Below are 26315 nucleotides of genomic sequence, written 5' to 3' on the forward strand. Positions count from 1 at the left end.
TTTGAAGATGCCGTTGCAGTGGCGAACGTCGCGCGCGTTCCGTTTTTTACGTCGGCCTGACTGCTGGCAGGTCAACGCGTGTTGACATGCGCCAAAACGACGCTAAGTCAACGGCTGTTGACGACGAGTCGCGCAGCACGCTTTTTGCCGGAAGTCATTGCGGAGCAAAAAGCGATTTCGATCAGGACTTACAAATGAGCACTTTAAAGACCCTGTTCGCACATCCACTTTTACTCGGACTGGTCGGATTCGTCGTTGGGGCGGCAATGCTGATCGTCCAGAATGTGTCGTTTTCTTAAAGCGCTGCAGTGGGTGCGAAGCTAATCCGGTAGAAGCGGGGGCGGGCAAGACCCACCCCCGTTGCCGTTACGTCAGAGGCCGTCGAGGCCCTTGCTGACCAGCACGTTTACCGCAACGCGGCGATTCTGCGACTTGCCTTCGTCGGTGTCGTTGCTGGCGATCGGATCGGCCATCGACATGCCGGTCGGGGTCAGCATGCGATAGGGTTTCCAGCCGCAGCTCTGTTGCAGGTAATTGACGACCCGGCCCGCGCGCTTTTCGCTCAGTTCCTGATTGATCTCGTCGCTGCCGGTGGAATCGGTGTGACCGACGACCAGGAGCAGGGCATTGTCCATCCCCTCTGCCTGCGAGGTGGCGGCGCACAGCTCTGCCTTGGCCTGTTCGGACAACACGGCCTTGCCGGTGTCGAAATTCACGTTGGTCGTGCTTTTGACGTTATACTGATCGATGTCGGCCATGCGACCGCGCAGCGCTTCGGTGGCCGCGGTCTGTTCGGCAAAGCCCTGCGCGGTGCCGTTCTGGATCATCGACGCGGTTTTCAGATCGCGGCTTTTGAGATTGATGCGGCTCGCGACCAGTCCTTCGCCCGCTTGCAGCGTCCTGACGTTGACGGGGACTCCGTTGAGCAGCGACGTCGCGGCAAGGCTGTTGCGGTTCAGGCCCAGAAAGCCGCCGCTCGCGCGGATTTCGGTCGCGTCGGTGATGGTGATGATCGAATCGGTGCCGTCGGCCGACGTCACCTTCATCCGGTCGCCGCTGCGCGCGGAAATGATGCCTTCGATCTCCGGTCCTTCGGTCATCTGCGCGGCGTCGGGGGCGGGGGGGCTATCCACGCTGACCGACAGGTCGGCGGCGGGCGGCTCCTGCGATTGCTGGGCAAGGCTGCCCGATGCGGGCACTGCGATCATCGCGAGCGCCAGAAGCAGTTTGGGACTTCGGATAATGGCGGTCATAGCATACTCCTCCAAATTCGATCGTCGGGCCCGCGCGGTCGCGGCGTGTTGTTCGACAGTCGCCCAAGGGGGCCTATCCGGCGGTCGAAACCCTCCTTACGGATCGATGGCTGCACCTTTGGAGCAGAATTCGACGCCGTGGGATTTCCCGGTGTTCGGACCCACCTTTCACGCAGATGAACGAGAGCGGAGACGTGGCCGATCTGCGGCCAATTCGAGCGCATCCTGCGGCAGGCCGACGGCGGCCCATGCCGCGACTCGGGGGGCTCTTGAAGGGATGGGTGGCCAGGGATTGCGGCATGGCGACCGCCTGGATGGGGTGGGAAATCGCTTACCGACGGAGCAATCTTCCCTTTGCATCGGCAGGCCAGCCGCTAAAGAAGCGGGCATGACCCGTGACCGCGTAGCACCCGCCGACTGCACCACCATGACCGAGGTTCGCGCAGGCGTGGATGCCGTGGACCGTGCGCTGGTGGCGCTGCTGGTGACGCGCTTCGGCTATATGGATGCCGCCGCGCGCATCAAGCCGGACCGCGGCGCGGTGCGCGACGAGGCGCGCAAGGCTCAGGTGATCGCCAATGCGCGTGCGGCGGCGGTGGCGGGCGGTATTCCGGCGGACGAGATCGCGGCGATCTGGGACCGGCTGGTCGAGGCGTCGATCGCCTATGAGTTCGACGCCTATGACGCGCGGGTGGCCGCCGAATAACGCTCAGCGGTTGCGCGGGCGCTCCAGCGCCGACAGTACGCCGCGCATCGTGCGGACTTCCTGCGCGTTCCAGGCCGGTTTGGTCAGCACCCCGCGCAGCGTCCGCCGGGTCGCCGGGATGCGGTCGGGCGGAAAGAAATAGCCCGCCTTGTCGAGCATCCCCTCCAGATGGCCGATCAGCCCGTCCAGTTCGTCCTGCGACGCGGGCGGGAGCAGGTCGGTCGCGGGCGGCTGTGCCAGCGCCTGGCCTTTGGACCATTCATAGGCGACCAGGATCACCGCCTGCGCCAGATTGAGGCTGCCGAATTCGGGATTGATCGGCACGGTCACGATCGTGCGTGCGACCGCGACGTCGTCGGTTTCCAGCCCCGAGCGTTCGGGGCCGAACAGGATCGCCGAGCGGGTGGGCGCGCCGTGGATTTCCGACGCGGCTTCCTCCGGCGTGACGACTGGCTTGGTGACGCCGCGCTTGCGAACGGTGGTCGCATAGACGTGCCCGCAATCGGCGACGGCCTCGGCAAGCGTGTCGAAGACCTGCGCGCGTTCGAGCACGAGGTCCGCGCCAGATGCGGCGGGACCGGCGGACGGATTGGGCCAGCCGTCGCGCGGCGCGACGAGCCGCATTTCGGTCAGCCCGAAATTGAGCATCGCGCGCGCGGCCTTGCCGATGTTTTCGCCGAGTTGCGGGCGGACGAGGATGATGACGGGCGGAGGAGCGGAGGCGGAATTTCGGCCAATATCCATCTCCACTTCGTCCAATCCCGTTGGTCCCGAGTGGCCTTCGAGCTTGTCGAGAAGGCGTATCGAGGGAGCGCTGTCACCGTTCACCGTAATCCGAACCGGCTTTCGCGCCGCCTTGGATATTCCATCGCAATCGTTGCGAAACAGCGCCTCTTTTTTCGAGCGCGACCAGTTCTTGACCTTGCGTTCGGCGCTCAACGCCTCGTCACGCGAGGTGAAGGACTCCGACCACATCAGTTCGATGGGACGACGGATGCTGGTGAAGCCGGGCACTTCGCCAGATTGGTGCTGGGCGATCCGGCGTTCGAGGTCGTCGGTGTGTCCCGTGTAGTAAAGGCTGTCCGAGCAGCGGATAATATAGGCCCAGAATGTCATCGTGGTGCCATATCCTGCGATGTCGGTTTTCGACAAGCTACGTTGGCGTTTCGTGGCGGGGTGCTCCCTCGATACGCCTTCTCGACAAGCTCGAAGGCTACTCGGGACGAACGGGTTGGGGGGAGAAAGGGCGCTCGGGACGAATGGGACGTGCGCTAATCCGGAGGGTACAGGACTATCCCCGCCCGACCTCGGTCACCGTCCCTGCAAACTCTTCAAAATCGCGGGCTTCGGTGAAGTCCTTATACACGCTGGCGAAGCGGATATAGGCGACCGAGTCCAATCCCTTCAGCGCTTCCATAACCATTTCGCCGATGCGGTTGGTGGTGACTTCGCCGTCGCCCTGCGTTTCCAGCTGGCGCTGGATGCCGGAGACGAGCTTGTCGATGCGCGCTTGATCGATCGGTCGTTTGCGGCACGCAATGGAGACCGAGCGGAGCAGTTTGTCGCGTTCGAACGGTTCGCGGCGGTCTTCGGATTTCAGGACGGTCAGTTCGCGCAGTTGGATGCGTTCGAACGTAGTGAAGCGCGCGCCGCACGCCTCGCACTGGCGGCGGCGGCGGATGGCCGCCCCGTCTTCGGCGGGGCGGCTGTCCTTTACCTGGCTGTCTTCATGGGTGCAGAACGGACAGCGCATTCAGACGATCGGCTTGTTCTTCTTGCCCTTCCAATAGGCATAGGTAGCGCCCGCAATCGCCCCCAATGGGATGGTGAAGGGCAGGGGAACGGCGACCACGGCACCAAGTGCCGCCCATTTCGCCATCGATTTGCCCAGGCCGGGGGTGTTCTTGATCGTACCGGGGACTTCGTTGATCTTGTCTTCGAGGCTCATCGCTTCATCCTTGATAGATGGGGAAACGCGCGCACAGGGCGCGCACGCGCTGACGAACGCTCGCCTCGACCGCTTGATCCCCCGCTTCGCCTTTTTCGCGCAAACCGTCGAGGACATCGGCGACCATGTTGCCGATCTCGCGGAATTCCGCCGTCCCGAAACCGCGCGTGGTGCCAGCAGGCGAGCCGACGCGGATGCCGCTGGTCTTCATCGGCGGCAGCGGATCGTTGGGGATGCCGTTCTTGTTGCAGGTGATGCCCGCGCGCTCCAGCGCCTCGTCCGCATCCTTGCCGGTGACGCCGAGCGGGGTGAGGTCGACCAGCGCGAGATGCGTGTCGGTCCCGCCCGAAACCAGGTTCGCGCCGCGCTCCTTCAGCGTGGTCGCCAGAACCTTGGCGTTCTCGACCACGGCGGCGATGTAGGTCTTGTATTCCGGCTGGAGCGCCTCGCCGAACGCTACTGCCTTGGCGGCGATGACGTGCATCAGCGGGCCGCCCTGCAAGCCGGGAAACACCGCCGAGTTGATCTTCTTGGCGATGGCCTCGTCATTGGTCATGACCATGCCGCCGCGCGGACCGCGCAAAGTCTTGTGCGTGGTGGTGGTGACGACATGCGCGTGCTCGAACGGCGAGGGGTGCAAGCCCCCTGCGACGATGCCGGCGAAATGCGCCATATCGACCATGAACAGCGCGCCGACCTCGTCCGCGATCGCGCGGAACTTCGCGAAGTCGATGATGCGCGGATAGGCGGAGCCGCCCGCAATGATGAGTTTGGGCTGATGCTCGCGCGCCTTGGCCGCTACCTCGTCGAAATCGATCAGGTGCGTCTCAGCGTCCACGCCATACTGGATCGCATTGAACCATTTGCCCGACTGCGCCGCCTTTGCGCCGTGGGTGAGGTGACCGCCCGCATCCAGGCTCAACCCCATGATCGTGTCGCCGGGCTTGGTCAGCGCGAGCATGACCGCGCCGTTGGCCTGCGCGCCCGAGTGCGGCTGGACGTTGACGAAGCCGCAGCCGAACAATTGCTTGGCGCGGTCGATCGCCAGCGTCTCCACCTCGTCCGACGGGTGGCAGCCCTGATAGTAACGCTTGCCGGGATAGCCTTCGGCATATTTGTTCGTGAAAACCGACCCCTGCGCTTCGAGCACGGCTTTCGACACGATGTTTTCGGACGCGATCAGTTCGATCTGGGTCTGCTCGCGCTCCAGCTCGTGGGCGACGCCCGCGAACACCGCCGGGTCGGCATCGGCAAGCGTGCGCGTGAAAAAGCCATCCGGCTGGACGGAGGACAGGGTCTGCGGATTGGTGCTCATCGCGAAGGGAACCTCTTTGGCCTGAGAGTCGCTGGGGGCGCATCCGCCCACGGTTCGCGGCTTCTCTAGGCTCGGTCGCGGCGGAACGCCACCCGGCTTTTCAGGCGGGCGGAGTCGATAATTTGTCGACCCGGCGCTGATGCCGGTCGCCGCCGAAGCCGGTCGCCAGAAATGCCTCGACGCACGCCTTCGCCATATCGAGCCCGGTCAGCCGCGCACCAAGTGCCAGCACATTCGCGTCATTGTGCTCGCGTGCCAGCTTCGCCGACAGCGGTTCTGATACCAGCGCGCAGCGACAGGCCGGGTTGCGGTTGACCGCGATCGAAATGCCGATGCCCGATCCGCACAGCGCGATGCCGCGCGTCGCGTCCCCGCTCACGATGCTCTGCGCGAGCTTGTAGCCGAAATCGGGATAATCGACCCGCGCGTCGCTGTTCGGTCCCAGATCGATCACTTCGTGCCCGGCGCCCTGCAACCAAGCGACAAGCTGCGCTTTCATGTCGATGGCGGCATGGTCGGACGCGATAGCGATGCGGTGTTGGGGGGTGGTATCCATAGCGCCAAGTCTTTAGGCCAAGGGCAGATTGGACGCCAGCGAGTTGAGAGAGGGCGAAACGCGATGATGGCAAGAGTGATGACGGCAGTGGCGCTGATCGCGGCGCTCGGGGCCTGCGGCAAGGTCGAGCCGACCGAATCGATCCCCGATGCCACGGTCGATACCAGCGCTATCGACGCGATGGCGAACGATACGCCCGCGCCCGCCAATGCGAGCGATGCGATGATCACGCCGGTCACCCCGGTCGATCCGGCGCAGTGGGTCGGACGCTGGACGGGTGTCGAGGGCATGTATCTGGACATCCAGCCCGACCCCGCACGCGGCAATGGCGCCTTCACGTTGGAAATGCAGTATTCGCTCGATGATATGGGCACTTTCCCCGGTGACGCGGTGGGGAGTGGCATTCGCTTCACCCGCCCCGATGGCACGTTCCTGCTGACCGCCACTGACGGCGAGGCGACGGGTCTGCGCTACCTGCTGGACAAGCAGGATTGTCTGACGGTGACCACCGGCGAGGGTTATTGCCGGGATTAAGGGCGATCGATCTTCGGTCCGGGCTGGCCTGCAAAACACGCTTGCTTGCGCTTCCGGTGCTCACGTGCCGGAAGCACGTTGCGCGCCGGTTCTCGGCAAGCCTGTTTTTCGACTCAGCCCGAACCGAATCTCGACCACCCTTGGCGTCACAGGAAGCGGCTGGCGGCCGACTTCCGTTCGTTTCGAGCGAAGTCGAGAAACGTGATCCACGCGCCACGCCCATGTTTCTCGACTTCGCTCGAAACGAACGGAGATGGGTGGCTATCGCCCTTCCAGCGCGTCCAGCCGGGCCTTTAGCGCCTCGATCTCCTCGCCCTGTTTCTGGCGGAGGAATGCGGCTTCCAGCGCGGCGGTGATGGCGGGGACCAAGGCCTTGGCGGCGTCCCGGGAGCGGGCGGAATAAGAGCCGCGCCCGACGCGGATCATGCCCGCCGGGCCGAAGGTCAAAAGGAACGCGATCGGCGATGACGGGTCGCCGACGCCTGCCCAGGGATTGACCTCCGGCATCGGGAAATCCTGGCCGACCCCGCGCGCGGTCATTTTGACCATGCCGCCGGTTTCCCACAGCCAGGCGTCGGTGGGCGGATTGCCGAGCGCCTCGGTCACCGCGTCGAGCGTTTCGGTGAGGATCGCGGCAGGGCTCGCGGTCAGCACCTGATGCGACAGGCGCTGGCGGAATCGGTCGAAGGGATCGATCGCCTTGCGCTGGATCGTCCACAGGACGCCGCCGACGAGCAGCGCCGCACCGAGCAGGACGAGGCCGACTGCCGGGTTCAAGCGGCGGCGCGCAGTTCCAGCCGGTCCCAGATTTCGACCAGCGCGCGCGTCAGCTCCGCCATCATCACCGCGTCATGCGCGGGGCCGGGGGTGAAGCGCAGCCGCTCGGTGCCGCGCGGGACCGTCGGATAATTGATCGGCTGGACGTACACGCCATATTCGGCGAGCAGGATGTCGCTGATCTTCTTGGCCTTTACCGGGTCGCCGACCATCAGGGGCACGATGTGCGTGGTCGATGCCATGACCGGCAGTCCCGCATCGGCGAACATCGTCTTCAGCCGAGCGGACGCTGCCTGCTGGCCGTCGCGCTCGACGCTCGACGCTTTCAGATGGCGGACGCTCGCCAATGCGCCTGCGACCAGCACCGGCGACAGCGAGGTGGTGAAGATGAAGCCCGGCGCGTAAGAGCGGATCACGTCGATGATCGTGCGATCGGCGGCGATGTAACCGCCCATCACGCCGAACGCCTTGCCCAGCGTGCCCTCGATGATCGTCAGGCGCTTGGCCGCGTCGTCGCGCTCCGAAATCCCGCCTCCGCGCGCGCCATACATACCGACGGCATGGACCTCGTCGAGATAGGTGAGCGCGTTATACTTGTCCGCCAGGTCGCAGATCGCGTGAATGGGCGCGACGTCGCCGTCCATCGAATAGACGCTTTCGAACGCGATCAGCTTGGGCGCGGACGGGTCTTCGGCGGCAAGCAATTCTTCGAGATGCGCCAGGTCGTTGTGGCGGAACACCCGCTTTTCGCAGCCCGAATGGCGGATCCCAGCGATCATCGATGCGTGGTTCAGCTCGTCCGAAAAGACGATGCAGCCCGGCAGCAGCTTGGCGAGCGTCGACAGCGTCGCTTCGTTCGAGACATAGCCCGAGGTGAACAGCAACGCCGCTTCCTTGCCGTGCAAATCGGCGAGTTCGCTTTCGAGGTCGATGTGATAATGCGTGTTGCCGCCGATGTTGCGGGTGCCGCCCGACCCGGCGCCGACATTGTGCAGCGCCTCTTCCATCGCGCCGATAACGGCGGCGTGCTGGCCCATCGCCAGATAGTCGTTGGAACACCAGACGGTGATCGGCTTTGGCCCGTTATGTCCGGCAAAGCAGCGCGCGTTGGGGAACGCGCCCTTGTTGCGCAGGATATCGATGAAGACGCGGTAGCGCCCCTCGGCATGCAGGCGGTCGATCGCCTGTGAAAAGACGCGCCCATAGTCGAGCACGGGCGCGGGGGTCGCTTCGCTGGTCATGACGATGGAGGCCTTAGCGGGAGTTTCGCAGCATTTCCAGATCAAAGCCCCGATCGCCTTGTGCAACAAATCCGATGAACCGTGGGGTGTCCTTGCCCTCGATCAAGCGATCGTCCGTCGGGCTGTGGTATAAAGGCGACATCGCCGGACGCGACTCGTGGACCTTCCGTTCAAGCGCGTCGGGCGAGCCCTCGGGAGGGCGAAAATGGAAACCACACAGCTCGATTATTACCGTAGGCGGGAAGCACAGGCGCGCGCCCAGGCGGCAGCGGCAACCGACGAATGCGCGCGTCGCGCGCATCTTGACCTGGCCGCCCGTTATTCGGCCATCACTCACCGTGACGAAGCACGCAAGGCCGGTTGATCCGCGGATCGCAATTGTTGCGCTTCGGCAATCAAATCAATAATATCGGCCCCGACATGCGGGGAGCCTCGATTGCCGACTGAAATCCTCTGGTTCGCGCCAGCGATGGCGCTGGTGATCGGCTATCTGCTCGGGTCGATTCCATTCGGCGTGCTGCTGACGCGGATCGGGGGCGCGGGCGATCTGCGTACGATCGGTTCAGGCAATATCGGCGCGACCAACGTGCTGCGCACCGGGCGCAAGGGGCTGGCGGCGGCGACGTTGCTGCTCGATCTGTTGAAGGGCGCGATCGCGGTCTGGATCACCGCCGCGCTATGGCCGGGTAACGAAGCGGTTGCCGCCGCCGGCGCGTTCATCGGCCATTGCTATCCGGTCTGGCTGAAATTCAGGGGCGGCAAGGGCGTCGCGACGCTGATGGGCATCGTGCTGGCGCTGCACTGGCCGGTCGGGCTGGTCTATGCGCTGGTCTGGCTGGGTCTGCTCGCGACCTTGCGGATTTCGTCGGTCGCGGGGATGCTCGCCGCCGTCAGCGCGCCGGTCGCGGCGGCCTTTTTCGGGCGGTTCGACATCGTCATCCTGCTGATCGGCCTCGCGCTCATCTGCCTGTGGAAGCACCGCGAGAATATCGACCGCCTGTTTGCTGGAAACGAACCGAGGATCGGTCGCGCGCGTGGCTGATGCGGATCGGCGGCCGGACGGGCGGATTGCCAGGCTCCGCCTGTTGCGTTCGCCCCGGATCGGCCCGGTCACCTATGCCCAGCTTGTTGCCCGGTTCGGCAACGCCCCAGCGGCGCTCGAAGCCCTGCCGATGCTGGCCGCGCGCGGCGGGGGCAAGCCGCCCGAAATCGCCGCGCTGGCGCTGGTCGAACGCGAAATCGCGTCGGTCGAGCGGCTGGGTGCGCGCTACCTGTTCATCGACGATGCCGATTATCCACGGCTGTTGGCCGAGACCGACTCGGCGCCCCCAGCGCTGATCGTGCGCGGCAATACGGCGCTGCTCGCCCGGCCCTGCGTCGCGATGGTCGGCGCGCGCAATGCGTCGGCAGCGGCGCGGCGCTTCGCGCGCGACCTGGCTCATGCCTTGTCGAGCGAGGGGGTTACGATCGTCTCCGGGCTGGCGCGCGGGATCGATACGGCGGCGCATGTCGGGTCGATCGACGGCGGCACGGTCGGGGTGATTGCGAGCGGGATCGACATCGCCTTTCCACCCGAGAATGCCGAATTGCAGGAAGCGGTGGCGACGCGCGGCCTGCTGATTGCCGAACAGCCGCCGGGCGCGGAACCGCGTGCCCGTCATTTCCCGTGGCGCAACCGGATCATCGCAGGCGCGTCGCTGGCGACCGTGGTGGTCGAGGCCGCGCCGAAATCGGGTTCGCTCATCACCGCGCGGCTGGCGGGAGAGATGGGGCGAGACGTGCTGGCCGTGCCCGGCAGCCCGCTCGACCCACGAGCGCAGGGATGCAATCTGCTGATCCGCGAAGGCGCAACGCTGGTTCAGAGCGCCGCCGACATATTGGAAGCGGTGCGCCCCATCGACGATCGCGCGCTTCGTTCGCCGGGGAACGACTACACCCCGCCTCCGCCGGTTACCGATGCGAGCGATCGGGAGCGGAATGCGGTGCTCGACCTGTTGTCACCGGTTGCGGTCGCGGTCGACGAACTCATCCGCCAGTCGGCCCTGCCGCCTGCCATCGTCCAGACGGTGCTGCTCGAACTAGAACTGGCAGGGCGACTGGAACGCCACGCAGGCGGGCGCGTGAGTTTGGTTTGAGTTCGGAATTTCGTCATTCCCGCGAAGGCGTATGGTTCAGGCCGCGACCGCGTTCTCGCGCAGCGTGATCTGCGCCGCGCGCAGCGCCATCGGATAGAGCAGGTCGTTCTCGACCTTCACCCGTGCCGCCAGCCGCACGAGGATTTCGACGCTGTCCTCGGCAAAGCCCCGGGCGTCGGCGTCGATCGCGTCACGCGACCAGCGGGCGACATAGGTTGTCCAGTCGGCGGCAAGGGTTTCGAATTTCGCGACTGCGTCGCGCGCGGCGCTGGCGGCGCCTTCGTCGGCGCTCATCATCAGCCGGGGATAGATGTCGGCATCCTCGCGCGCCAGGTGATCGGTCAGGTCGTTCGACAAGGCGATCAGCGCGGCATGCTTCGTATCGGCATCCTCGCCCGCTTCGATCGCGCGAGTCAGCGTGTGGGCAAGGGCGGTGATTTCGGCATGTTCGCCGATCAGGCGTTCGAACGAATACATCGATTGGCTCCCCGTGCGCCTTCATGCCGGATCAGGGGTTAAGGAAAAGCGACTGGCGGATGCTTGACGGTGCGCCTACCTCCCCGCCACGCTCGCGCGTACACGTAAGGGACCATTTTCGCTCATGCAGCTCGTCATCGTCGAATCGCCGGCCAAGGCCAAAACCATCGAGAAATATCTGGGTGGCGACTTCAAGGTACTCGCCTCCTACGGCCATGTCCGCGACCTGCCCGCCAAGGACGGGTCGGTGCAGCCCGACGACGGGTTCGCGATGGAATGGGAAACCTATGGCGACAAGGCCAAGCAGCTGAAGGCGATCACCGACGCCGCCAAGGGTGCCGACCGACTGATCCTCGCGACCGATCCGGATCGCGAGGGCGAGGCGATTTCGTGGCACGTTCAGGAAGTGCTGGCGAAGAAGAAGGCGCTGCCAGCCAAGGTCGACCGGGTGACGTTCAACGCGATCACCAAGGCAGCGGTGACCGAGGCGATGCAGAAACCCCGCGCGCTCGATACCGATCTGATCGATGCATACCGCGCGCGCCGCGCACTCGATTATCTTGTGGGCTTCACCCTGTCGCCGGTGTTGTGGCGCAAGCTGCCGGGGGCCAAGTCGGCAGGCCGCGTCCAGTCGGTCGCGCTGCGCCTGATCGTCGAGCGCGAACGCGAGATTGAGGGGTTCACCCCTCAGGAATATTGGTCGGTCACCGCGCATCTGGAGGCCGACGGCACCGCGTTCGACGCGCGGCTGGTGCGGTTCGACGGCGAGAAGATCGAGCGGCTGACAATCGGCGAGGAAGGCACCGCGATGCGCGCCAAGGCCGCGGTCGAGGCGGGTAATTTCTCGGTCGCCAGTGTCGAAACCAAGCCTGCGACGCGCAACCCGCCGCCGCCGTTCACCACCTCGACGCTGCAACAGGAAGCCGCGCGCAAGCTGGGCTTTTCCGCCAGCCATACGATGCGGATCGCGCAGGGCCTCTACGAGGACGGCGCGATCACGTACATGCGAACCGATGGCGTCCAGATGGACGGGTCGGCGATCGACGATGCCAGGCGCGCGATCACCAATCGCTATGACGGCGGCTACGTCCCCGACAAGCCGAGGGCGTATCAGACCAAGGCGAAGAACGCGCAGGAAGCGCACGAAGCCATCCGTCCCACCGATTTCGGCAAGGACCGGCTGGGGTCGGGCGATCATGCGCGGCTGTACGACCTGATCTGGAAGCGCGCGATGGCCAGCCAGATGGCATCGGCGCGGATGGAGCGCACCTCGATCGAGCTGGAGGACGGCACCGGGCGGCACGCCCTGCGCGCGACGGGTCAGGTCGTGCTCTTTCCCGGCTATCTTGCGCTCTACGAAGAGGGTCAGGACGACAGCGCGGACGAGGATTCAAAGCGCTTGCCGTTGCTGCGTTCGGGCGATTCGCCTGCGAAGCAGGGCGTCGATGCCGAACAGCATTTCACACAACCGCCGCCGCGCTTTTCCGAAGCGTCGCTGGTCAAGCGTCTGGAAGAACTCGGCATCGGGCGCCCGTCGACCTATGCGTCGATCATTCAGGTGCTCAAGGACCGCGGCTATACCCGCGTCGAGAAGAACCGTTTCTTCGCCGAAGAATCGGGGCGGCTGCTGACCGCCTTTCTCGAACGCTTCTTCGAGAAATACGTGTCCTACGACTTCACCGCGGGACTCGAGGACGAGCTGGACGACGTATCGGGCGGGCGCGCCGAATGGCAGGAGGTGCTCGATGCGTTCTGGGCGGATTTCAAACCGCGCACGACTGAGGTGATGGAGTTCAAGCCGTCGGAAGTAACGGCGGAACTCGACACCTTCCTCGAACCCTATCTGTTTCCCGCAAAGGCCGATGGCAGCGATCCGCGGCTATGTCCCAATTGCGGCGAGGGTCGGCTGGCGCTGCGCGGTGGGCGGTTCGGGGCGTTCGTCGCCTGCTCCAACTATCCCGATTGCAAGTTCACCCGGCGCTTCGCGCAGCCGGGCGGCGAGGGCGACAATGGCGATGCGACGCCCGAGACGCTGGGCAATGATCCCGAAACCGGGCTGCCGGTGGAGCGCAAGTCGGGGCGGTTCGGCCCCTATATCCAGCTGGGCGAAGGCAAGGACGCGAAGCGCGCTTCGATCCCGAAGGATCTGCCGGGCGAACTCGATCTCGAATGGGCGCTCAAACTGCTGTCGCTCCCGCGCACCATCGGCACGCACCCGGAGAGCGGCGAGCCGATCGAGGCGGCGATCGGGCGTTATGGGCCGTATCTGAAGCACGCGGGCAAATATGCGCGGCTGACCTCCACCGCTGAGGTGTTCGAGACGGGCATGAATGCCGCCGTCGTCAAGCTGGCGGAGGCCGCCGCAAACGGTGGCCGCCCGGCGCGGGGCGCCGCGCGCGAGCCGTTGAAGGTGCTGGGCAAGCATCCGAGGACCGAGCTTGAGATCAAGTTGATGGAGGGGCGTTACGGCCCCTACGTCACCGATGGCGAGACCAATGCGACGATCCCCAAATCGGTCGAAAAGGACGCGCTGACGCTGGAGGAAGCTGCGCAACTGATCGACGCGCGAGCCGCGGCGGCTCCGGCGAAGAAGGGCGCGAAGAAGAAAGCGGCGCCGAAGAAAGCGGCGGCGAAGAAGCCAGCGGCGAAGAAGAAAGCGCCCGCGAAGAAGGACACTTAGATCCTCCCCTCGGAGGGGAGGTGGCAGTCGCGTAGCGACTGACGGAGGGGTATTGCGCGATCGAGAGGGGGGCTAACCCTCCACCAGCTTCGCTGGTCCCCCTCCCCTTGCAAGGGGAGGAATTGGGTTACGCCGCCCGCGCCGTCGTCATCTGCAACCACGCCCGAGCTTTCTTCTGCGCCTCGGCAATCTCACGCGCGGTCATGTCTTCGGAAATCTCGGCGCGGCATTCCTGCGCGCGTTCGTTGCCGCGCATCGCCGCGATGTTGAACCATTTATGCGCTTCGATCAGGTCGATGTCGGTGCCCTCGGCCCCGCTCGAATAGAAGATGCCCAGATCGTGGCAGGCTTCGGAACAACCGTTCGCAGCCTCCATCATCCGGCTGTCGATCAGATATTGTGCGCTTTTGAGGCTGTTGCCCATCTCACGTCCCCCAATTTGACCCATCGAGCAAAATGGCGGGGCAATCTCTACAAATGGTTAACGGCGTTAACCCTGTTCGGAAAGCATGACGGGCACGTTATCGATCAGCCGCGTCCCCCCCAGTTTGGCTGCCGCCAGCAACCGCATCGCGCGCGCCGGATCGGGCGCGCCGAGCGTCTCTGCATCGACCAGCTCGACATAATCGATCGCAAAGCCTGCGGCTTTCAGTGTAGCGCGAGCCTGATCGAGCGCGGACGCGGCATCGTCGCCCTGTTCGATCCGCCGCGCGGCGACGCCCAGCGCGCGCGGCAGCGCGACTGCGGCAGCACGGTCCTTGTCCGAAAGATAGATGTTGCGCGACGACAGCGCCAATCCGTCATCCTCGCGCTGGGTCGGCACGCCGCGAATGTCGATGGGCCAATTGAGATCGGCGACCATCCGGCGGATGACCGCGAGCTGCTGGAAATCCTTTTCGCCGAACAGCGCGATATCGGCCTGCGTTTGCGCGAACAGCTTGGCGACCACGGTTGCCACCCCGTCGAAATGGCCGGGGCGGTGCGCGCCGTCGAGCACTTCGCTGATGCCCGACACGCTGATGCTGGTCGCGAACCCGTTGGGGTACATCACCTCGACCGGGGGCGCCCACAGCACATCGACGCCCGCCTCGGCCAGCATGCGCGCGTCGGTCTGTTCGCGGCGGGGGTAGCGGGCGAGATCCTCGTTCGGTGCAAATTGCAGCGGGTTGACGAAGATCGACGCAATCACCCTCGGCGCGGCCCGCTTCGCTTCCTCGACCAGCGCCATGTGCCCGGCATGGAGTGCGCCCATCGTCGGGACCAGCGCGATCGCCTCGCCCGCCTCGCGGAACGCGGCGGTCGTGGTTCGCAGGGCTTCAAGGTCACGGATGGTTTGCACAGGCTCGCGCCCTTCGAGTAGGAGAGGTGGAGCCGCGCTTACTATGAGTGGGGGCCGCGGCGATCAACAAAGGAAGTCTTCTCGTGACAAGTGGTGGTTCGGGGCGGCTGCACGTCATCGTATTCGCGAACGAAAAGGGCGGGACCGGCAAATCGACCACCGCGGTCCACACCGCGATCGCGCTGGCGGCGAAGGGCGCGCGTGTCTCAGCGCTCGATCTCGACCATCGCCAGCGGACGCTGGGGCGTTATCTCGACAATCGGCTGGCGACGATCAAGCGCACCGGCCGCGATCTGCCGATGCCGCGCTATGCGACGCATGACGGCGAGAATATGGACGTGTTCAACGGCCATCTCGAGGAACTGGCGAAGGGCGCGGATTATCTGGTGATCGATACGCCGGGGCGCGACGACCAATTCGCGCGGATCGCCGTCACCAATGCCGACACGCTGATTACGCCGATGAACGACAGTTTCGTCGATTTCGACCTGATCGGCCAGGTCGACCCGGATACGTTCAAGGTGACGCGCCCCAGCTTCTATTCCGAACTGATCTGGGAATCGCGCAAGCGGCGGGCCAAAGCGGACGGGGCAACGATCGACTGGATCGTGCTGCGCAACCGGCTCCAGCATATTGAGGCGCGCAACATGCGCCGCGTGCAGGAAGCGATCGAATCGCTGTCCAAGCGCGTCGGTTTCCGCGTGATCCCGGGCCTGTCCGAACGCGTCATCTATCGCGAACTGTTCCCGCAGGGGCTGACGATGCTCGATTCGAAGGAATTCGGCCAGATGGGGCTGAGCCATGTCGCCGCGCGACAGGAACTGCGCGAAATGATGTCGGGGATGGCGTTGCCCGAATCGGCGCCGCTCCAGCCCCAACTGGTCGCCTGATGGGCAAGATACTTCTGATCGTCGTGCTGGCGGCGGCGGTGATCTGGTGGCTGAAGCGCGGGCAGCGGCCAGGCATGAGCGAAGGCGAGGCGCGCGCAGTGCTGGGGGTGTCGGCGGACGCGGATGCCGACGCGATCCGTGCCGCGCACCGGCGGCTGGTGACGGCGGTGCATCCCGACCGGGGTGGCTCGGCGGATCTGACCCAGCGGTTGAATGCGGCGCGCGATGTGCTGTTGAAGCGGTTGGGGTAACGCCATCCAATCCGCTCGACACGAACGGGATAGGTTGGGCCGAAACCGCTACGAATCCGGTTGAACTTTTCGTGGCCGTCACGAATTGAACCTGCGACTGGCCGTCCGGCCTTCAGGGAGGTTTCCATTGACGCACCGTTTCGATCCAACATCGCTTCGCGAATACGACATTCGCGGCATCGTCGGCCGCACGCTGGGCGCGGAGGATGCGCGCGCGATCGGGCGCGGTTTCGCGACATTGCTGCGCCGCGCGGGCGGCACACGGGTCGCAGTCGGCCGCGACGGGCGCAAATCCTCGCCCGAACTGGAAATGGCGCTGGTCGACGGCTTGACCGCGAGCGGCGTCGATGTCGTCCGGGTCGGGCTCGGCCCCACGCCGATGCTCTATTACGCCGAAGCGACCCTAGAGGTGGACGGCGGCATCCAGATAACCGGCAGTCATAATCCCAGCGATTACAACGGCTTCAAGATGGTGTTTCAGCACCGTCCGTTTTTCGGCGCCGACATTCAGGAAATCGGCCGCCTGGCGGAAAATGGTGACTGGGAAGATGCGGAGACGCGCGGGTCGGTCAGCGACGTCGATATCGTCGACGATTATGTCGGGCGGCTGATGGCGGGCTATGCCGGCGGCACCTATCGCATCGGCTGGGACGCCGGGAACGGCGCGTCGGGTCCGGTCATCGAAAAGCTGACCAAGCTGTTGCCGGGTGAGCATCATCTGCTGTTCACCGATGTCGACAGCGATTTTCCCAACCATCATCCCGATCCCACCGAAGAGAAGAATCTGGCCGATCTGAAGCGGCTGGTCGCCGAAAAGCAGCTCGATTTCGGACTGGCGTTCGATGGCGATGGCGACCGGATCGGCGCGATCGACGGCGAAGGCCGCGTGATCTGGGGCGATCAGCTTCTGTCCATTCTGGCCGAACCTGTGCTGCGGCAGGAACCGGGCGCGACGATCATCGCCGACGTGAAGGCGTCGCAGATGCTGTACGACCGCATCGCCGAATTGGGCGGCAAGCCGGTGATGTGGAAGACCGGGCATAGTTTGGTAAAGACCAAGATGAAGGAAACCGGCGCGCCGCTCGCGGGCGAGATGTCCGGCCACATTTTCTTCGCGCAGGACTATTACGGGTTCGACGACGCGCAATATGCCGCGGTCCAGTTGATCCGCGCGCTGCATGTGATCGGCAAATCGATGACTCAGTTGCGCAGCGAAATGCCTGCGCTGGTCAATACGCCGGAAATGCGCTTCACGGTCGATGAAAGCCGGAAGTTCGATATCGTGACCGAGGTGCTCGACCGGTTGGAAAAAGAGGGCGCGAACGTCGATCGCACCGATGGCGCGCGGGTGAATACCGATGACGGCTGGTGGCTGTTGCGCGCGTCGAACACCCAGGACGTGCTGGTCGCGCGCGCGGAGTCGAACGATCAGGCGGGGCTAGATCGACTGGTTGCGCAGATCGACGCGCAACTGGCGGCGAGCGGTGTGGAGCGCGGGCCGCAAGCGGGGCATTGATCGCCGCGCGCTGACGCCGCCAATCCGTCAGCCCGGACTTGTTCCGGGGTGACGGATTGGTTGAGGGGACGCCTCAAGAAACCACAAACACTGGCATCGCGCGGCTCTTTGCCCCACATGGGGTTGATGCGTCCTCCCCAGCAACGCCAGATCATCCGTGTCATCGACCTCGAGACCACCGGCCAGGCGCCGCCCACCCATGCGGTGTGCGAGATCGGCTGGCAGGACGTGGCGCTGGGCGCGGACGGGCGGTGGGAAATCGACGGCGAGGGCGGCGCGACGCTCGTCAATCCGGGGCGCAGCATTCCGCCGCTGACGATGGCGGTGCACCATATCCGCGACGAGGATGTCGCCGACGCGCCGTGGTTCATCGATGTCGCTCGCCCGGTGCTTGATCCCTGGCCGCGCCGGGTTGCACTGGCGGCGCATCGCGCCGATTTCGAGCAGCAATATTGCACCGCGTCGCTCACCAAGGGCGCGGAATGGATTTGCACCTGGAAATGCGCGATGCGCGCGTGGCCCGAAATTCCGGGATTTTCCAACCAGATGCTCCGTTACTGGCGCAAGCCCGAGGGGATGGTCCACGAACGCGGCCTGCCGGTGCACCGCGCCTTTCCCGACGCCTATGTGACGGCGTTCCTGCTGCGCGACCTGCTCAACGAGTTCGGCGTGACGCAACTGATCGAATGGTCGCGGCTCCCCGGCCTGTTGCCGCGTGTGCGTTACGGTCCCGATCGCGGCAAGGAATGGCACGAGATCGGCGAGGATTCGCTGAACGGCTTTCTCGGCGATCGCGATGCCGATGTGCGTTACACCGCCGAACAGGAACTGGCGCGCAGGCGAGGCAATATGCCGCCACCGCGCGAGCCGCGGGAGCGGTTGCTGCTCTGAACCCGCACAGTAGGATAGAACAGCTACTTTAATTCGCTGTTGGAAGCCCCACCGCAATCGCCCCCAGCGGCCCGGCCATGTCGCCCAGCCCCGGCGGCCCGACGCGTCGCTCGATCGCCTCCGCCCAACCGCCGAAAGCGCCATAACCGTTCAGACCCGCGGCCAACCGCATCCGCACCCGGTCGAAGAGCCGGTCCTTGCCGTCCATCACGCCGCCGCCGATCGCGATCCGTTCGGGGCCTAGCGCGATGACCAAATTGTGGAGCAGCAGCGACAGATCGTGCGCGACATGATCCCATATCGGGTGGTCGTGCGCGACCGTCGCCGGATCGCAACCGAATCGCTTCCAGAGGGCAGGCCCGGAAATCAGCCCCTCGACGCAATCGCCGTGATAGGTGCATCCACCAGGAAAATCGTCGCCTGCCGCGCGGGGGATTTTGAGATGCCCCGCCTCGCCGTGCAGCCGCCCGTGAATCGGTCGCCCGTCCGCGACGATCCCCACGCCGACGCCAGTGCCGATGGTGACATAGACGGAAAGTCCGTCGCCCGCGCCTCCCCAGCGTGCCTCGGCCAGCGCCGCGCCGTTCACATCGGTTTCAATTCCGGCGGGGCGCATAAACCCTTCGGACAGGGCGGCAAGCACCGGCGCGAAATCCCAGCCGGGCTTGGTCGTGCCGACGATGCAGCCATGATGCGCGCTCGCGGGATCGAGATCGACCGGCCCGAACGAGGCGATGCCGATGGCGTCGAATCCCGGTCCTGCCGCCCATGCGTCGAGCTTCGCGCGCAACGCGCAGAGCGTTTCGTCGGGCGTGGTGGTCGGCACGCGCAGCATGTCGACCACATCGGCGGGGCCGGAGCCGAGCAGGGCGACGCATTTGGTGCCGCCCAGTTCGACCCCGGCAACCCGGCGCATCAATAATCGACGCGTGTTGCGGTCAGCTTGCGCTGGGCAAGCATCGCCTGGACGCTGTCGTTGCCCGCCAGATGCCCGGCGCCGACGGCGATGAATACCGTGCCGGGTTTGGCCATCCGCGCCTCAATCCATTCGGCCCAGCGGGCGTTGCGATCGGCGAGCAGAACCTTCGACAATTCGGGCGTTTCGCGCAGGCTTTCGTTCATCAACTCGCCCAGCCCCTGCGGATCGCCTGCCGCCCATTTGGCGACCATGTCGTCGGTCAATTTGGTGGCGTTGGGCAATTCGTCGATGGTGCTGGCCAGCAGCGCGATCTGCGATTCGCTCGACAGGCCGGAGAAGAAGCCGAGCTGTTCGTCGACCGTCTCCAGCCCGGAAACCGGCTTGCCCGCTTCGGTCGCGGCCTGGGTGATGACCTTTTCCGCGCCGCTGTTGGCGTCATAGCCAGAGGTGGTGAGCGTCAACACCGACATCTGGGTCGCCGCAAACCACGGCTGATAGGTGTCGAGCGCGGTCGCGGGCATGCCGAATTTGGCGAGCGCCTGGGTATAGGCTTCGCGCTTGTCGGCGGGGACAAGCTGCGACAGCGGCGTGCCGCTGGCATTGACGGCGTGCTTCATCACCGCCGCCTGCATCGCCGATGCTTCGGGCATCACCAGTTCGAGCACGACTTCGTCGCTGTCGTCGAACGCCTTGCGCACCGCATCGTCGAACCACGACAGGCCGGGGCGAAGCACATGAACCGTGCCGAACAGATAGATGGTGGTGTCGTCGTCCTTCACCACCCACAAAGCCGGGCTGGCTTCGGTGGTTGCCGGGGCGGGCGCGGGGGCGGGCGGCTGCTGCGCGACCTGCACGCCCAGCAATCCCGCCAGCCCCAGCGACACGGCACCGACCGCGCCCAAAGCCCATTTGTTCAGAAACATGGATTTCCTTCCGATTGTCACGTCAGATGGCGGCGAGCGCCGCGTCGAAATCGGCGATCAGATCGTCGGCATCCTCGACCCCGATCGAGATGCGGACGAGATTGTCGGTGATGCCCAGTGCCTTCTTGCGGTCGTCGGGCACCGACAGGTGCGTCATCGCCGCGGGCGCCGAGGCCAGCGTCTCGGTCCCGCCCAGGCTGACCGCAAGCTTGGCGATCTTCAATGAATCGAGAAAGGCGAATGCCTCTCGCTCGCCGCCCTTGAGGTAGAGCGAGAAAGTCGAGCCCGCGCCCGAACAATGGCGGCGGTAGATATCGGCCTGGCGATCGTCGCGCAGGAAGCCGAGATAGCCGACCTTCTCGACCTTGGCGTGATCCTTCAGAAATTCGCAGACCTTGACCGCGTTTTCGCCCGCGCGGGTCATGCGGAGTTCGAGCGTTTCGAGACTGCGCAGCAGCATCCACGCGGTGTTCGGATCGCAGATCGTGCCCAGCGTGTTCCGGATCGAGCGCACCATGTCCATATGCTTCTTGGTGCCGACGACGCCGCCCGCGACCAGATCGGAATGGCCGCCCGCATATTTGGTCAGGCTGTAGACCACCATGTCGGCGCCGTGCTTCAGCGGTTGCTGCCACAGCGGGCCGAGAAAGGTGTTGTCGATCGCGATCGGCGGTTTTTCCTCCAGATCGGCGAACACCGCGTCGCGCGCGGCGGCGACGGCCTCGACATCGACCAGCGCGTTGGTCGGGTTGGCCGGGCTTTCGAGGTAGATGAGCGGGACGCGGCCGGTCGATTTGGCCTCTTCCAGCACTTTTTCGATTTCATCCTGCGTCGCGCCTGCCGGGAAATCGAGCCACTTGACGCCGAACTTGCCGAGCAATTTGGCGATCATCGTCTCGGTCGCGGCATAAAGCGGCCCCGAATGGACGATGGTGTCGCCGGGCTGGACGAAGGTCAGGAACAACGTGCCGATCGCCGACATCCCGGACGAAAAGCTGAGCGCGTCCTCGGCCTCTTCCCAGACGCCGAGGCGATCTTCCAGGATTTCCTGATTGGGGCCGTTGAACCGTGAATAGACCAGGCCGTCGGCGCCGCCCGGACGCTTGCCGGTGACGCCTTCGAAATGGCGCTTGCCCGCCGCCGCGTTCGGAAACACGAAGGTCGAGGTGAGGAAGATCGGCGGTTTCAGCGCGCCTTCCGAAAGGACGGGGTCGAAGCCGTGGCCCATCATCAGCGTCGACGGCTTCAGCTTGCGCCCGCCGATTTCCTCGATCGGCGGTTTGGGATTGCGGCGCGGGGTGGTGCCGGTGAGGTCGGCTTCGGTCTGATCGGTCAAGCAAGGCTCCTGAGGATAGTTTGGTGCCCGTCGTGAAGGCGCGGGCGGATGCGCGCGAGCCTAGCGGATGGCGGGGGGAAAGGGGAGGGTGCGCGGGAAATTCCCGATCCCGTCATTGCGAGCGAAGCGAAGCAATCCAGTTGGCCGTGAACACGATCGCTGGATTGCTTCGCTTCGCTCGCAATGACGACATATGCAGGGTCACGCCGATCAGGCGTCAAAGCGCAATCAGGCTGATCTGGCGGCCGTAATCCGGCTCGCCGCGATGGGTGGCCCGGCGATAGCTGTAGAAGCGGTCGGGCTGGCTGTAGCTGTCCTCGCCCAATGTTTCGACGCGACCGATCCCGGCGGTGGCCAGCCGGTGTGCGACATAGGCTTCGACGTCGAACCATGCATGCCCCGCCTTGCCGTCGGCGAAGAAGCGATCGGTTTCGCGGTCCTCGGCGGCGAAGCGCGCGCGGAACGCCTCGTCCACCTCATAGCTGGCGCGCGCGATGCAGGGGCCGACCGCGGCGACGATACGCGCACGGTCTGCGCCCAGCGCCTCCATCGCGGCGATGCTGTTGTCGGTGACGCCGCTCAGTGCGCCTTTCCAGCCCGCATGGGTCGCGCCGATCACGCCCGCTTGGAGGTCGGCAAGCAGCACCGGCGCACAATCGGCGGTGACGATGCCGAGCGCGATGCCGGGGCGATCGGTGACCAGCGCATCGGCGCGCGGGCGCTCGGCGTCGGGATAAGGCGCCGTGACGGTCACCACGTCGGCGGAGTGGATCTGGTAAAGCCCGACCAGCGTCGCGTCGGGCGCGACTGCCTGACCCGCGCGACGCCGGTTCTCCGCGACCGCCGCCGCATCGTCGTGCGATCCGAGCCCGGCATTAAGGCCCCAGCATATGCCATCGGACACGCCGCCGCGCCGACCGAGAAACCCGTGAGGGATGTCCGCCAGCACGCCCGCGCGAACGACCTCAACCCCGCTCACAGCGCCAACCGCATCAGCCGGTCCTCATCCTCATGGCTGCCGACCATGAACGCATAGCGGCCCACATCCTCGAAGCCATAGCGCGTATAGAATCGCTGGGCGCGGACATTGTCGACGAACACCGACAGAAACAGCTCCGCAGCCCCGCGGGCGCGTGCCGTCGCGATCACCCAATCCATCATCGCCTGGGCATGGCCGCCGCCGTGCCAGGGTTTGAGCAGATAGAATTGGCGGAGCTCGAGCGCAGGTCCGACCGGCGTAATCGGCAACGTCGGCGGGCCGATCCGGGCATAACCGACCAGCGCGCGGTCCGCCTCTGCCACCCGCACCGATACGTCCGGATCGACGAGCACGCGCGCCCAATCCTCGGCCGTATGGCTGGTCAGGAACGCCGCGAGATTGTGGGGGGTGTAGAGATGCCCGAACGTCTCGGTGAACGAGGCGCGCGCCAGCTTGGCGATCGCCGCCGCATCGGACGGGGTCGCGTCGCGATAGATCATTGAAACCCCTCGGGCGCGGGCCAGCCGGGGGCGGTGACGGCGATCACCTTGAACAGCGTCCCCATCGCCTCGTCGCTGACCAGCCGGTTGCGGTCGGAAAGCATCGCGTCGGCGCGCTCCGGCGCGGCCCTGGCAAGCGAAGCGGTGCGCGCGTCGATGCCCAATTGCCCCAGGAAATCGCGCTGGGTGACGGGGCCGAACACCTGCGCATCCTCGGCGCGCGCGGCCTCTGCCAGCGTCGCGAAATCGACATGCGCGGTCAGGTCCTGTTCGCCCGGTGCGTCGAACGGATTGGCATATTCGTGACCGCGCACGGCTTGCAGCGTGTCGCCGATCGCCGGGCCTTCATAGCCGTAATCGATGACCAGCGCGCAGCCGCCCTGCGCGACGATCCGCTTGGCGAGCGCGCGCATGGTCGCGACCGCGGCGGGGGCGGTCTCCAGGATGGACCCCGGCGCGGCGTCGCGAAGGTGAGGCGGGACGATCGGGTCGAACCCGGTCTTCCCCGTGATCGGCAGGAACAGGGTGTCCTGACACCCGACCAGCCGCTCGACCCAGCCCTCATCGGTCTTGATCAGTTGGCGGATGGGGAGCGCGTCGAAAAACTCGTTGGCGACGACCATCAGCGCACCGTCTTCGGGCAGGCCGACCAGATCGACATGCCATTCCGCGTCCGCCACGCGCTTCGCCTGTTCGGCGCGCAGCGTCGGGCTGGTTTCGATGAAATGCACCGGCGGGGTGAGGCCCGCGGCGCGCATCGCCCTGAGCGCATCGGCGGCAAGCGTGCCGCGACCGGGACCCAGTTCGACATAGCGGGCGGGCGGCTGGTCGGCGCGGTGCCATTGATCGGCCAGCGCGAGGCCGATCAGCTCGCCGAACATCTGGCTGACCTCGGGCGCGGTGGTGAAATCGCCGCGTGCGCCCAGCGGATCGCGGGTCGCGTAATAATGCGCATTGGCCGCACCCATGAACTGCGCGATCGAGATCGGCCCGGCGAGCGTGATCGCGCGGGCGATGCGTTCGGCCAGCGCGGGTTCTGTGGGGTCGGGGCGTTCGGGTTCGTCGGCCATGCCCGCGCTCCTAACGCGGTCCCCCCGGCCAAGTCGAGCCTCAGTCCTCGCCGCGTGCCTCTTCGGCCTGATCCTCGCGATATTCGTTCATGACTTCGCTCGCATCCTCGCGGTCCTCGGCGGTCACGGCATCGGGGCGGGCATTGCGCGCCTCGCCGTCCTGCGGCGCCAGGCACAGCTCCGAATAGATCGCGCGATGGTCCGACCCGACATCGTCCATGACGCGCATCGTCCGCACGGTGAATTGCGGCGTAACGAACAGATGGTCGAGCGGCCAGGCAAGCCACGGAAGATTTGCCGGGAAAGTCGCAAAGGTGCCGCGCCCGATTCGCGGGTCCAGATACCCGCCGATCCGTTTGAACAGTTGCGACGTGTCCGACCACGCCACGTCGTTGAAATCACCGATGGCGAGCACCGGCAGCGCATCGCGCGCGGCGCGGGCGGCGGCGATGGCGATCTCCGCGTCGCGTTCCTCGGTATCCTGTCCGGGATGCGGCGGGCGGGGGTGCAGGCCGATCAGGCGGAACGGCGCGCCAGCGGTCAGCCGTGCGGTTACCGAAGGGGTGTCAGCCTCGGCAATATCCTCGATCCGCGCGTCGGTCATCGGCAGCCGCGTCGCGAAGATCAGGCCATAGGTATTGTCGAGCGGACGATCGAGCCGGGACGGGTATCGCGACAGCATCGGCTCCAGCGCCGCCTGCCAGCCCGCATCGGTCTCCAGCAGCAACAGGATGTCGGGATCGGTGCGGCCGAGCATCGCCAGGGTGCGGTCATAATCCCGGTTGCTCTGCAGCACATTGAACGAGACGATTGAGAAACACTGATCCTCGGGCAGCGATACCGCGTCGCTGAACGCGACCTCGGTCGAGGCAAGCGGGGTGTAGGGATAGATGCGGTTGAGTTGCCATGCAGCGGCGATGGCCAGCGGTACGAGCAGCCAGATGCGCGCGTGTCGCTCCAGAACGGCCAGCGCGACCATCACCAGCAGAATCGCGACCAGGATCTGCAGCCGGGGAAAGTCCCAGATGCGGATCCACCATTCATTCCCCTCGATCACGCTGAGCAACGTCACCGCGAGCAGCGCCGCCGCGATGATCCGCAGTGCCCAGCGCGTGATGGTAAGCGCCATCCCCTTTGCGTCAGGCGACACTTTCGGTGCCCGCAAAGGGCTCCACTCGCTCGCGGCGGCGTCTAGCGGTCAGGATCAGGTAGAGCCCGCCGAAGATCATCGGCAGCGTCAGCACCTGGCCCATGTGCAGGACGTTCTCGAAAAACGTGCCCGCGAACTGCGAATCGGGCTCGCGAAAGAACTCCACGACGAAGCGCGACAGGCCGTAGCCGAGCAGAAACGTACCGACGAGCTTGCCCGGCTCGTAGCGCGCCTTGGTCCGCCAGAACATATAGGCGAGCACCGCGAGCAGGACGACGCCTTCCAGCGCCGCTTCGTATAGCTGGCTGGGGTGGCGCGCCGGATCGAGTCCGCCTGCCACCGTGCGCGGAAACACGATCGCCCAGGGAACGTCGGTGGGTTTGCCCCACAGCTCGCCGTTGATGAAATTCGCCAGCCGTCCGAACAGCAAGCCGAACGGCACGCAGCAAGCGACATAATCATGGACGCGCAGCCATTTCAGACCGTTCTTCTTCGCCATCCACAAGATGCCCAGCGACACGCCGATGACGCCGCCGTGGAACGACATGCCGCCGTCCCACAGCCGGAAAATCTGGATGGGATCGAGCAGGATGCTCGGCTGGTAGAAAAGAATGTACCCGATCCGCCCGCCCAGAATGATGCCGAGCGTTGCATAGAAGACAAGGTCGTCGGCATGACGCCGTGCCATCGGTGCGCCCGGCTGATCCAGCAGTTTCAGCAGATACCACCAGCCGACGAAGATGCCCGCGATATAGGCCAGGCTGTACCAGCGGAGCTGAAAGAAGCCGAGGTCGAGCGCCACCGGATCAAGGCCGAGATCGGCGAACTGCAGATAGCTGCCGGAGGCGGCGGCCAGGGTGGTCAGGATCACAGGTATGGGGCTCCCCCGCGTCAAAGTCGCGTCTTCAATAGGCAAAGCGCTGCGCAAA

General features: G+C 65.4%; 30 protein-coding genes. 11 read left to right on the forward strand and 19 right to left on the reverse strand.

Annotated features, from left to right (window positions below):
- The first annotated feature begins 86 nt into the window (after positions 1-86).
- Entirely contained in the window at positions 87-299 is a 213-nt protein-coding gene (locus tag ACX0GZ_RS06985; protein ID WP_458814757.1) for a hypothetical protein, read from the forward strand.
- 72 nt (positions 300-371) lie between these two features.
- Here ACX0GZ_RS06985 and ACX0GZ_RS06990 read toward each other — a convergent pair whose 3' ends face one another.
- A complete protein-coding gene (locus ACX0GZ_RS06990) occupies positions 372-1253 on the reverse strand; it encodes an OmpA family protein (protein WP_458814759.1) in 882 nt (293 codons plus the stop codon).
- 388 nt (positions 1254-1641) lie between these two features.
- Between ACX0GZ_RS06990 and ACX0GZ_RS06995 the strand changes: the two genes are divergently transcribed.
- A complete protein-coding gene (locus tag ACX0GZ_RS06995) occupies positions 1642-1959 on the forward strand; it encodes a chorismate mutase (protein WP_458814761.1) in 318 nt (105 codons plus the stop codon).
- Between the two features lie 3 nt (positions 1960-1962).
- On the opposite strand, the gene ACX0GZ_RS07000 is transcribed toward ACX0GZ_RS06995, so the two are convergent.
- From ACX0GZ_RS07000 to rpiB, 5 genes are all read right to left on the reverse strand, one after another.
- On the reverse strand, positions 1963-3075 hold the full coding sequence (locus tag ACX0GZ_RS07000; protein WP_458814763.1) for a TrmH family RNA methyltransferase: 1113 nt from the start codon (positions 3073-3075) through the stop codon (positions 1963-1965).
- A 175-nt stretch (positions 3076-3250) separates the two neighbouring features.
- Positions 3251-3712: a transcriptional regulator NrdR gene (gene nrdR / locus ACX0GZ_RS07005; RefSeq protein ID WP_458814765.1), complete on the reverse strand. Its 462-nt coding sequence runs from the start codon at positions 3710-3712 to the stop codon at positions 3251-3253.
- Positions 3713-3907 carry a hypothetical protein gene (locus ACX0GZ_RS07010; protein ID WP_458814767.1) on the reverse strand — a complete coding sequence of 65 codons (195 nt, stop codon included), beginning with the start codon at positions 3905-3907 and terminating at the stop codon, positions 3713-3715.
- A 4-nt stretch (positions 3908-3911) separates the two neighbouring features.
- A complete protein-coding gene (gene glyA / locus ACX0GZ_RS07015) occupies positions 3912-5222 on the reverse strand; it encodes a serine hydroxymethyltransferase (protein WP_458814769.1) in 1311 nt (436 codons plus the stop codon).
- 100 nt (positions 5223-5322) lie between these two features.
- On the reverse strand, positions 5323-5778 hold the full coding sequence (gene rpiB / locus ACX0GZ_RS07020) for a ribose 5-phosphate isomerase B (RefSeq protein WP_458814771.1): 456 nt from the start codon (positions 5776-5778) through the stop codon (positions 5323-5325).
- 66 nt (positions 5779-5844) lie between these two features.
- Between rpiB and ACX0GZ_RS07025 the strand changes: the two genes are divergently transcribed.
- The gene (locus tag ACX0GZ_RS07025; protein ID WP_458814773.1) at positions 5845-6312 is read left to right on the forward strand and encodes a hypothetical protein; all 468 of its coding nucleotides are present in this window, start codon (positions 5845-5847) and stop codon (positions 6310-6312) included.
- A gap of 261 nt (positions 6313-6573) precedes the next feature.
- Here the strand turns inward: ACX0GZ_RS07025 and ACX0GZ_RS07030 are convergent, their stop codons facing one another.
- A complete protein-coding gene (locus ACX0GZ_RS07030; RefSeq protein WP_458814775.1) occupies positions 6574-7089 on the reverse strand; it encodes a hypothetical protein in 516 nt (171 codons plus the stop codon).
- Complete coding sequence (gene hemA, locus ACX0GZ_RS07035; RefSeq protein ID WP_458814777.1) at positions 7086-8330, reverse strand: 5-aminolevulinate synthase; 1245 nt, start codon at positions 8328-8330, stop codon at positions 7086-7088. The genes ACX0GZ_RS07030 and hemA overlap by 4 nt, the downstream gene beginning before the upstream one ends.
- Before the next feature lie 205 nt (positions 8331-8535).
- Between hemA and ACX0GZ_RS07040 the strand changes: the two genes are divergently transcribed.
- The 3 genes from ACX0GZ_RS07040 to dprA all read left to right on the forward strand — a co-directional run bounded on the left by ACX0GZ_RS07040 (position 8536) and on the right by dprA (position 10465).
- A complete protein-coding gene (locus ACX0GZ_RS07040) occupies positions 8536-8694 on the forward strand; it encodes a hypothetical protein (RefSeq protein ID WP_458814779.1) in 159 nt (52 codons plus the stop codon).
- 72 nt (positions 8695-8766) lie between these two features.
- The gene (gene plsY / locus ACX0GZ_RS07045; protein WP_458814781.1) at positions 8767-9372 is read left to right on the forward strand and encodes a glycerol-3-phosphate 1-O-acyltransferase PlsY; all 606 of its coding nucleotides are present in this window, start codon (positions 8767-8769) and stop codon (positions 9370-9372) included.
- Entirely contained in the window at positions 9365-10465 is a 1101-nt protein-coding gene (gene dprA / locus ACX0GZ_RS07050) for a DNA-processing protein DprA (protein WP_458814783.1), read from the forward strand. The genes plsY and dprA overlap by 8 nt, the downstream gene beginning before the upstream one ends.
- A 36-nt stretch (positions 10466-10501) precedes the next feature.
- Here dprA and ACX0GZ_RS07055 read toward each other — a convergent pair whose 3' ends face one another.
- On the reverse strand, positions 10502-10942 hold the full coding sequence (locus ACX0GZ_RS07055) for a hemerythrin domain-containing protein (protein ID WP_458814785.1): 441 nt from the start codon (positions 10940-10942) through the stop codon (positions 10502-10504).
- Between the two features lie 124 nt (positions 10943-11066).
- Here ACX0GZ_RS07055 and topA point away from each other — a divergent pair, with 124 nt between their 5' ends.
- Positions 11067-13622, forward strand: a complete 2556-nt coding sequence (topA, locus tag ACX0GZ_RS07060) for a type I DNA topoisomerase (protein ID WP_458814787.1) — start codon at positions 11067-11069, stop codon at positions 13620-13622.
- Between the two features lie 127 nt (positions 13623-13749).
- Here topA and ACX0GZ_RS07065 read toward each other — a convergent pair whose 3' ends face one another.
- The gene (locus ACX0GZ_RS07065) at positions 13750-14046 is read right to left on the reverse strand and encodes a hypothetical protein (RefSeq protein WP_458815258.1); all 297 of its coding nucleotides are present in this window, start codon (positions 14044-14046) and stop codon (positions 13750-13752) included.
- 66 nt (positions 14047-14112) lie between these two features.
- Positions 14113-14961 carry a pantoate--beta-alanine ligase gene (gene panC, locus ACX0GZ_RS07070; RefSeq protein WP_458814789.1) on the reverse strand — a complete coding sequence of 283 codons (849 nt, stop codon included), beginning with the start codon at positions 14959-14961 and terminating at the stop codon, positions 14113-14115.
- 83 nt (positions 14962-15044) lie between these two features.
- On the opposite strand from panC, the gene ACX0GZ_RS07075 reads away from it, so the two are divergent.
- The 4 genes from ACX0GZ_RS07075 to ACX0GZ_RS07090 all read left to right on the forward strand — a co-directional run bounded on the left by ACX0GZ_RS07075 (position 15045) and on the right by ACX0GZ_RS07090 (position 18509).
- The gene (locus tag ACX0GZ_RS07075) at positions 15045-15851 is read left to right on the forward strand and encodes a division plane positioning ATPase MipZ (protein WP_458814791.1); all 807 of its coding nucleotides are present in this window, start codon (positions 15045-15047) and stop codon (positions 15849-15851) included.
- Complete coding sequence (locus tag ACX0GZ_RS07080) at positions 15851-16102, forward strand: DnaJ domain-containing protein (RefSeq protein ID WP_458814793.1); 252 nt, start codon at positions 15851-15853, stop codon at positions 16100-16102. The genes ACX0GZ_RS07075 and ACX0GZ_RS07080 overlap by 1 nt, the downstream gene beginning before the upstream one ends.
- 127 nt (positions 16103-16229) lie before the next feature.
- Positions 16230-17618 carry a phosphoglucomutase/phosphomannomutase PgmG gene (pgmG, locus tag ACX0GZ_RS07085; RefSeq protein ID WP_458814795.1) on the forward strand — a complete coding sequence of 463 codons (1389 nt, stop codon included), beginning with the start codon at positions 16230-16232 and terminating at the stop codon, positions 17616-17618.
- 126 nt (positions 17619-17744) lie between these two features.
- Positions 17745-18509, forward strand: coding sequence for an exonuclease domain-containing protein (locus ACX0GZ_RS07090; RefSeq protein WP_458814797.1), 765 nt, complete (start codon positions 17745-17747; stop codon positions 18507-18509).
- A 28-nt stretch (positions 18510-18537) separates the two neighbouring features.
- Here the strand turns inward: ACX0GZ_RS07090 and ACX0GZ_RS07095 are convergent, their stop codons facing one another.
- From ACX0GZ_RS07095 to lgt, 8 genes are all read right to left on the reverse strand, one after another.
- The gene (locus ACX0GZ_RS07095; RefSeq protein ID WP_458815260.1) at positions 18538-19425 is read right to left on the reverse strand and encodes an ROK family protein; all 888 of its coding nucleotides are present in this window, start codon (positions 19423-19425) and stop codon (positions 18538-18540) included.
- Positions 19425-20351: a TraB/GumN family protein gene (locus ACX0GZ_RS07100; protein ID WP_458814799.1), complete on the reverse strand. Its 927-nt coding sequence runs from the start codon at positions 20349-20351 to the stop codon at positions 19425-19427. The genes ACX0GZ_RS07095 and ACX0GZ_RS07100 overlap by 1 nt, the downstream gene beginning before the upstream one ends.
- Before the next feature lie 22 nt (positions 20352-20373).
- Positions 20374-21687 carry a cystathionine gamma-synthase family protein gene (locus ACX0GZ_RS07105; protein ID WP_458814801.1) on the reverse strand — a complete coding sequence of 438 codons (1314 nt, stop codon included), beginning with the start codon at positions 21685-21687 and terminating at the stop codon, positions 20374-20376.
- Positions 21688-21904: 217 nt separating this feature from the next.
- The gene (gene pgeF, locus ACX0GZ_RS07110) at positions 21905-22666 is read right to left on the reverse strand and encodes a peptidoglycan editing factor PgeF (RefSeq protein ID WP_458814803.1); all 762 of its coding nucleotides are present in this window, start codon (positions 22664-22666) and stop codon (positions 21905-21907) included.
- A complete protein-coding gene (locus tag ACX0GZ_RS07115; RefSeq protein WP_458814805.1) occupies positions 22663-23166 on the reverse strand; it encodes an N-acetyltransferase family protein in 504 nt (167 codons plus the stop codon). The genes pgeF and ACX0GZ_RS07115 overlap by 4 nt, the downstream gene beginning before the upstream one ends.
- Positions 23163-24236, reverse strand: a complete 1074-nt coding sequence (locus tag ACX0GZ_RS07120) for a class I SAM-dependent methyltransferase (protein WP_458814807.1) — start codon at positions 24234-24236, stop codon at positions 23163-23165. Before ACX0GZ_RS07120 ends, ACX0GZ_RS07115 begins: the two co-directional genes overlap by 4 nt.
- Before the next feature lie 40 nt (positions 24237-24276).
- Entirely contained in the window at positions 24277-25365 is a 1089-nt protein-coding gene (locus tag ACX0GZ_RS07125) for an endonuclease/exonuclease/phosphatase family protein (protein WP_458814809.1), read from the reverse strand.
- Positions 25366-25375: 10 nt separating this feature from the next.
- Positions 25376-26257, reverse strand: a complete 882-nt coding sequence (lgt, locus tag ACX0GZ_RS07130; protein WP_458814811.1) for a prolipoprotein diacylglyceryl transferase — start codon at positions 26255-26257, stop codon at positions 25376-25378.
- Positions 26258-26315: the final 58 nt, after the last annotated feature.

This window comes from Sphingomonas aestuarii (genome assembly GCF_054457155.1).

Excerpts from the sequence above, each read along its gene's own strand:
- ACX0GZ_RS06985 (WP_458814757.1), top strand. The coding sequence starts at position 87 with ATGCGCCAAAACGACGCTAAGTCAACGGCTGTTGACGACGAGTCGCGC.
- ACX0GZ_RS06990 (WP_458814759.1), bottom strand. The coding sequence starts at position 1,253 with ATGACCGCCATTATCCGAAGTCCCAAACTGCTTCTGGCGCTCGCGATG.
- ACX0GZ_RS06995 (WP_458814761.1), top strand. The coding sequence starts at position 1,642 with ATGACCCGTGACCGCGTAGCACCCGCCGACTGCACCACCATGACCGAG.
- ACX0GZ_RS07000 (WP_458814763.1), bottom strand. The coding sequence starts at position 3,075 with ATGACATTCTGGGCCTATATTATCCGCTGCTCGGACAGCCTTTACTAC.
- nrdR (WP_458814765.1), bottom strand. The coding sequence starts at position 3,712 with ATGCGCTGTCCGTTCTGCACCCATGAAGACAGCCAGGTAAAGGACAGC.
- ACX0GZ_RS07010 (WP_458814767.1), bottom strand. The coding sequence starts at position 3,907 with ATGAGCCTCGAAGACAAGATCAACGAAGTCCCCGGTACGATCAAGAAC.
- glyA (WP_458814769.1), bottom strand. The coding sequence starts at position 5,222 with ATGAGCACCAATCCGCAGACCCTGTCCTCCGTCCAGCCGGATGGCTTT.
- rpiB (WP_458814771.1), bottom strand. The coding sequence starts at position 5,778 with ATGGATACCACCCCCCAACACCGCATCGCTATCGCGTCCGACCATGCC.
- ACX0GZ_RS07025 (WP_458814773.1), top strand. The coding sequence starts at position 5,845 with ATGGCAAGAGTGATGACGGCAGTGGCGCTGATCGCGGCGCTCGGGGCC.
- hemA (WP_458814777.1), bottom strand. The coding sequence starts at position 8,330 with ATGACCAGCGAAGCGACCCCCGCGCCCGTGCTCGACTATGGGCGCGTC.
- ACX0GZ_RS07040 (WP_458814779.1), top strand. The coding sequence starts at position 8,536 with ATGGAAACCACACAGCTCGATTATTACCGTAGGCGGGAAGCACAGGCG.
- ACX0GZ_RS07055 (WP_458814785.1), bottom strand. The coding sequence starts at position 10,942 with ATGTATTCGTTCGAACGCCTGATCGGCGAACATGCCGAAATCACCGCC.
- topA (WP_458814787.1), top strand. The coding sequence starts at position 11,067 with ATGCAGCTCGTCATCGTCGAATCGCCGGCCAAGGCCAAAACCATCGAG.
- ACX0GZ_RS07065 (WP_458815258.1), bottom strand. The coding sequence starts at position 14,046 with ATGGGCAACAGCCTCAAAAGCGCACAATATCTGATCGACAGCCGGATG.
- ACX0GZ_RS07080 (WP_458814793.1), top strand. The coding sequence starts at position 15,851 with ATGGGCAAGATACTTCTGATCGTCGTGCTGGCGGCGGCGGTGATCTGG.
- ACX0GZ_RS07090 (WP_458814797.1), top strand. The coding sequence starts at position 17,745 with ATGCGTCCTCCCCAGCAACGCCAGATCATCCGTGTCATCGACCTCGAG.
- ACX0GZ_RS07095 (WP_458815260.1), bottom strand. The coding sequence starts at position 19,425 with ATGCGCCGGGTTGCCGGGGTCGAACTGGGCGGCACCAAATGCGTCGCC.
- ACX0GZ_RS07100 (WP_458814799.1), bottom strand. The coding sequence starts at position 20,351 with ATGTTTCTGAACAAATGGGCTTTGGGCGCGGTCGGTGCCGTGTCGCTG.
- ACX0GZ_RS07115 (WP_458814805.1), bottom strand. The coding sequence starts at position 23,166 with ATGATCTATCGCGACGCGACCCCGTCCGATGCGGCGGCGATCGCCAAG.
- ACX0GZ_RS07120 (WP_458814807.1), bottom strand. The coding sequence starts at position 24,236 with ATGGCCGACGAACCCGAACGCCCCGACCCCACAGAACCCGCGCTGGCC.
- ACX0GZ_RS07125 (WP_458814809.1), bottom strand. The coding sequence starts at position 25,365 with ATGGCGCTTACCATCACGCGCTGGGCACTGCGGATCATCGCGGCGGCG.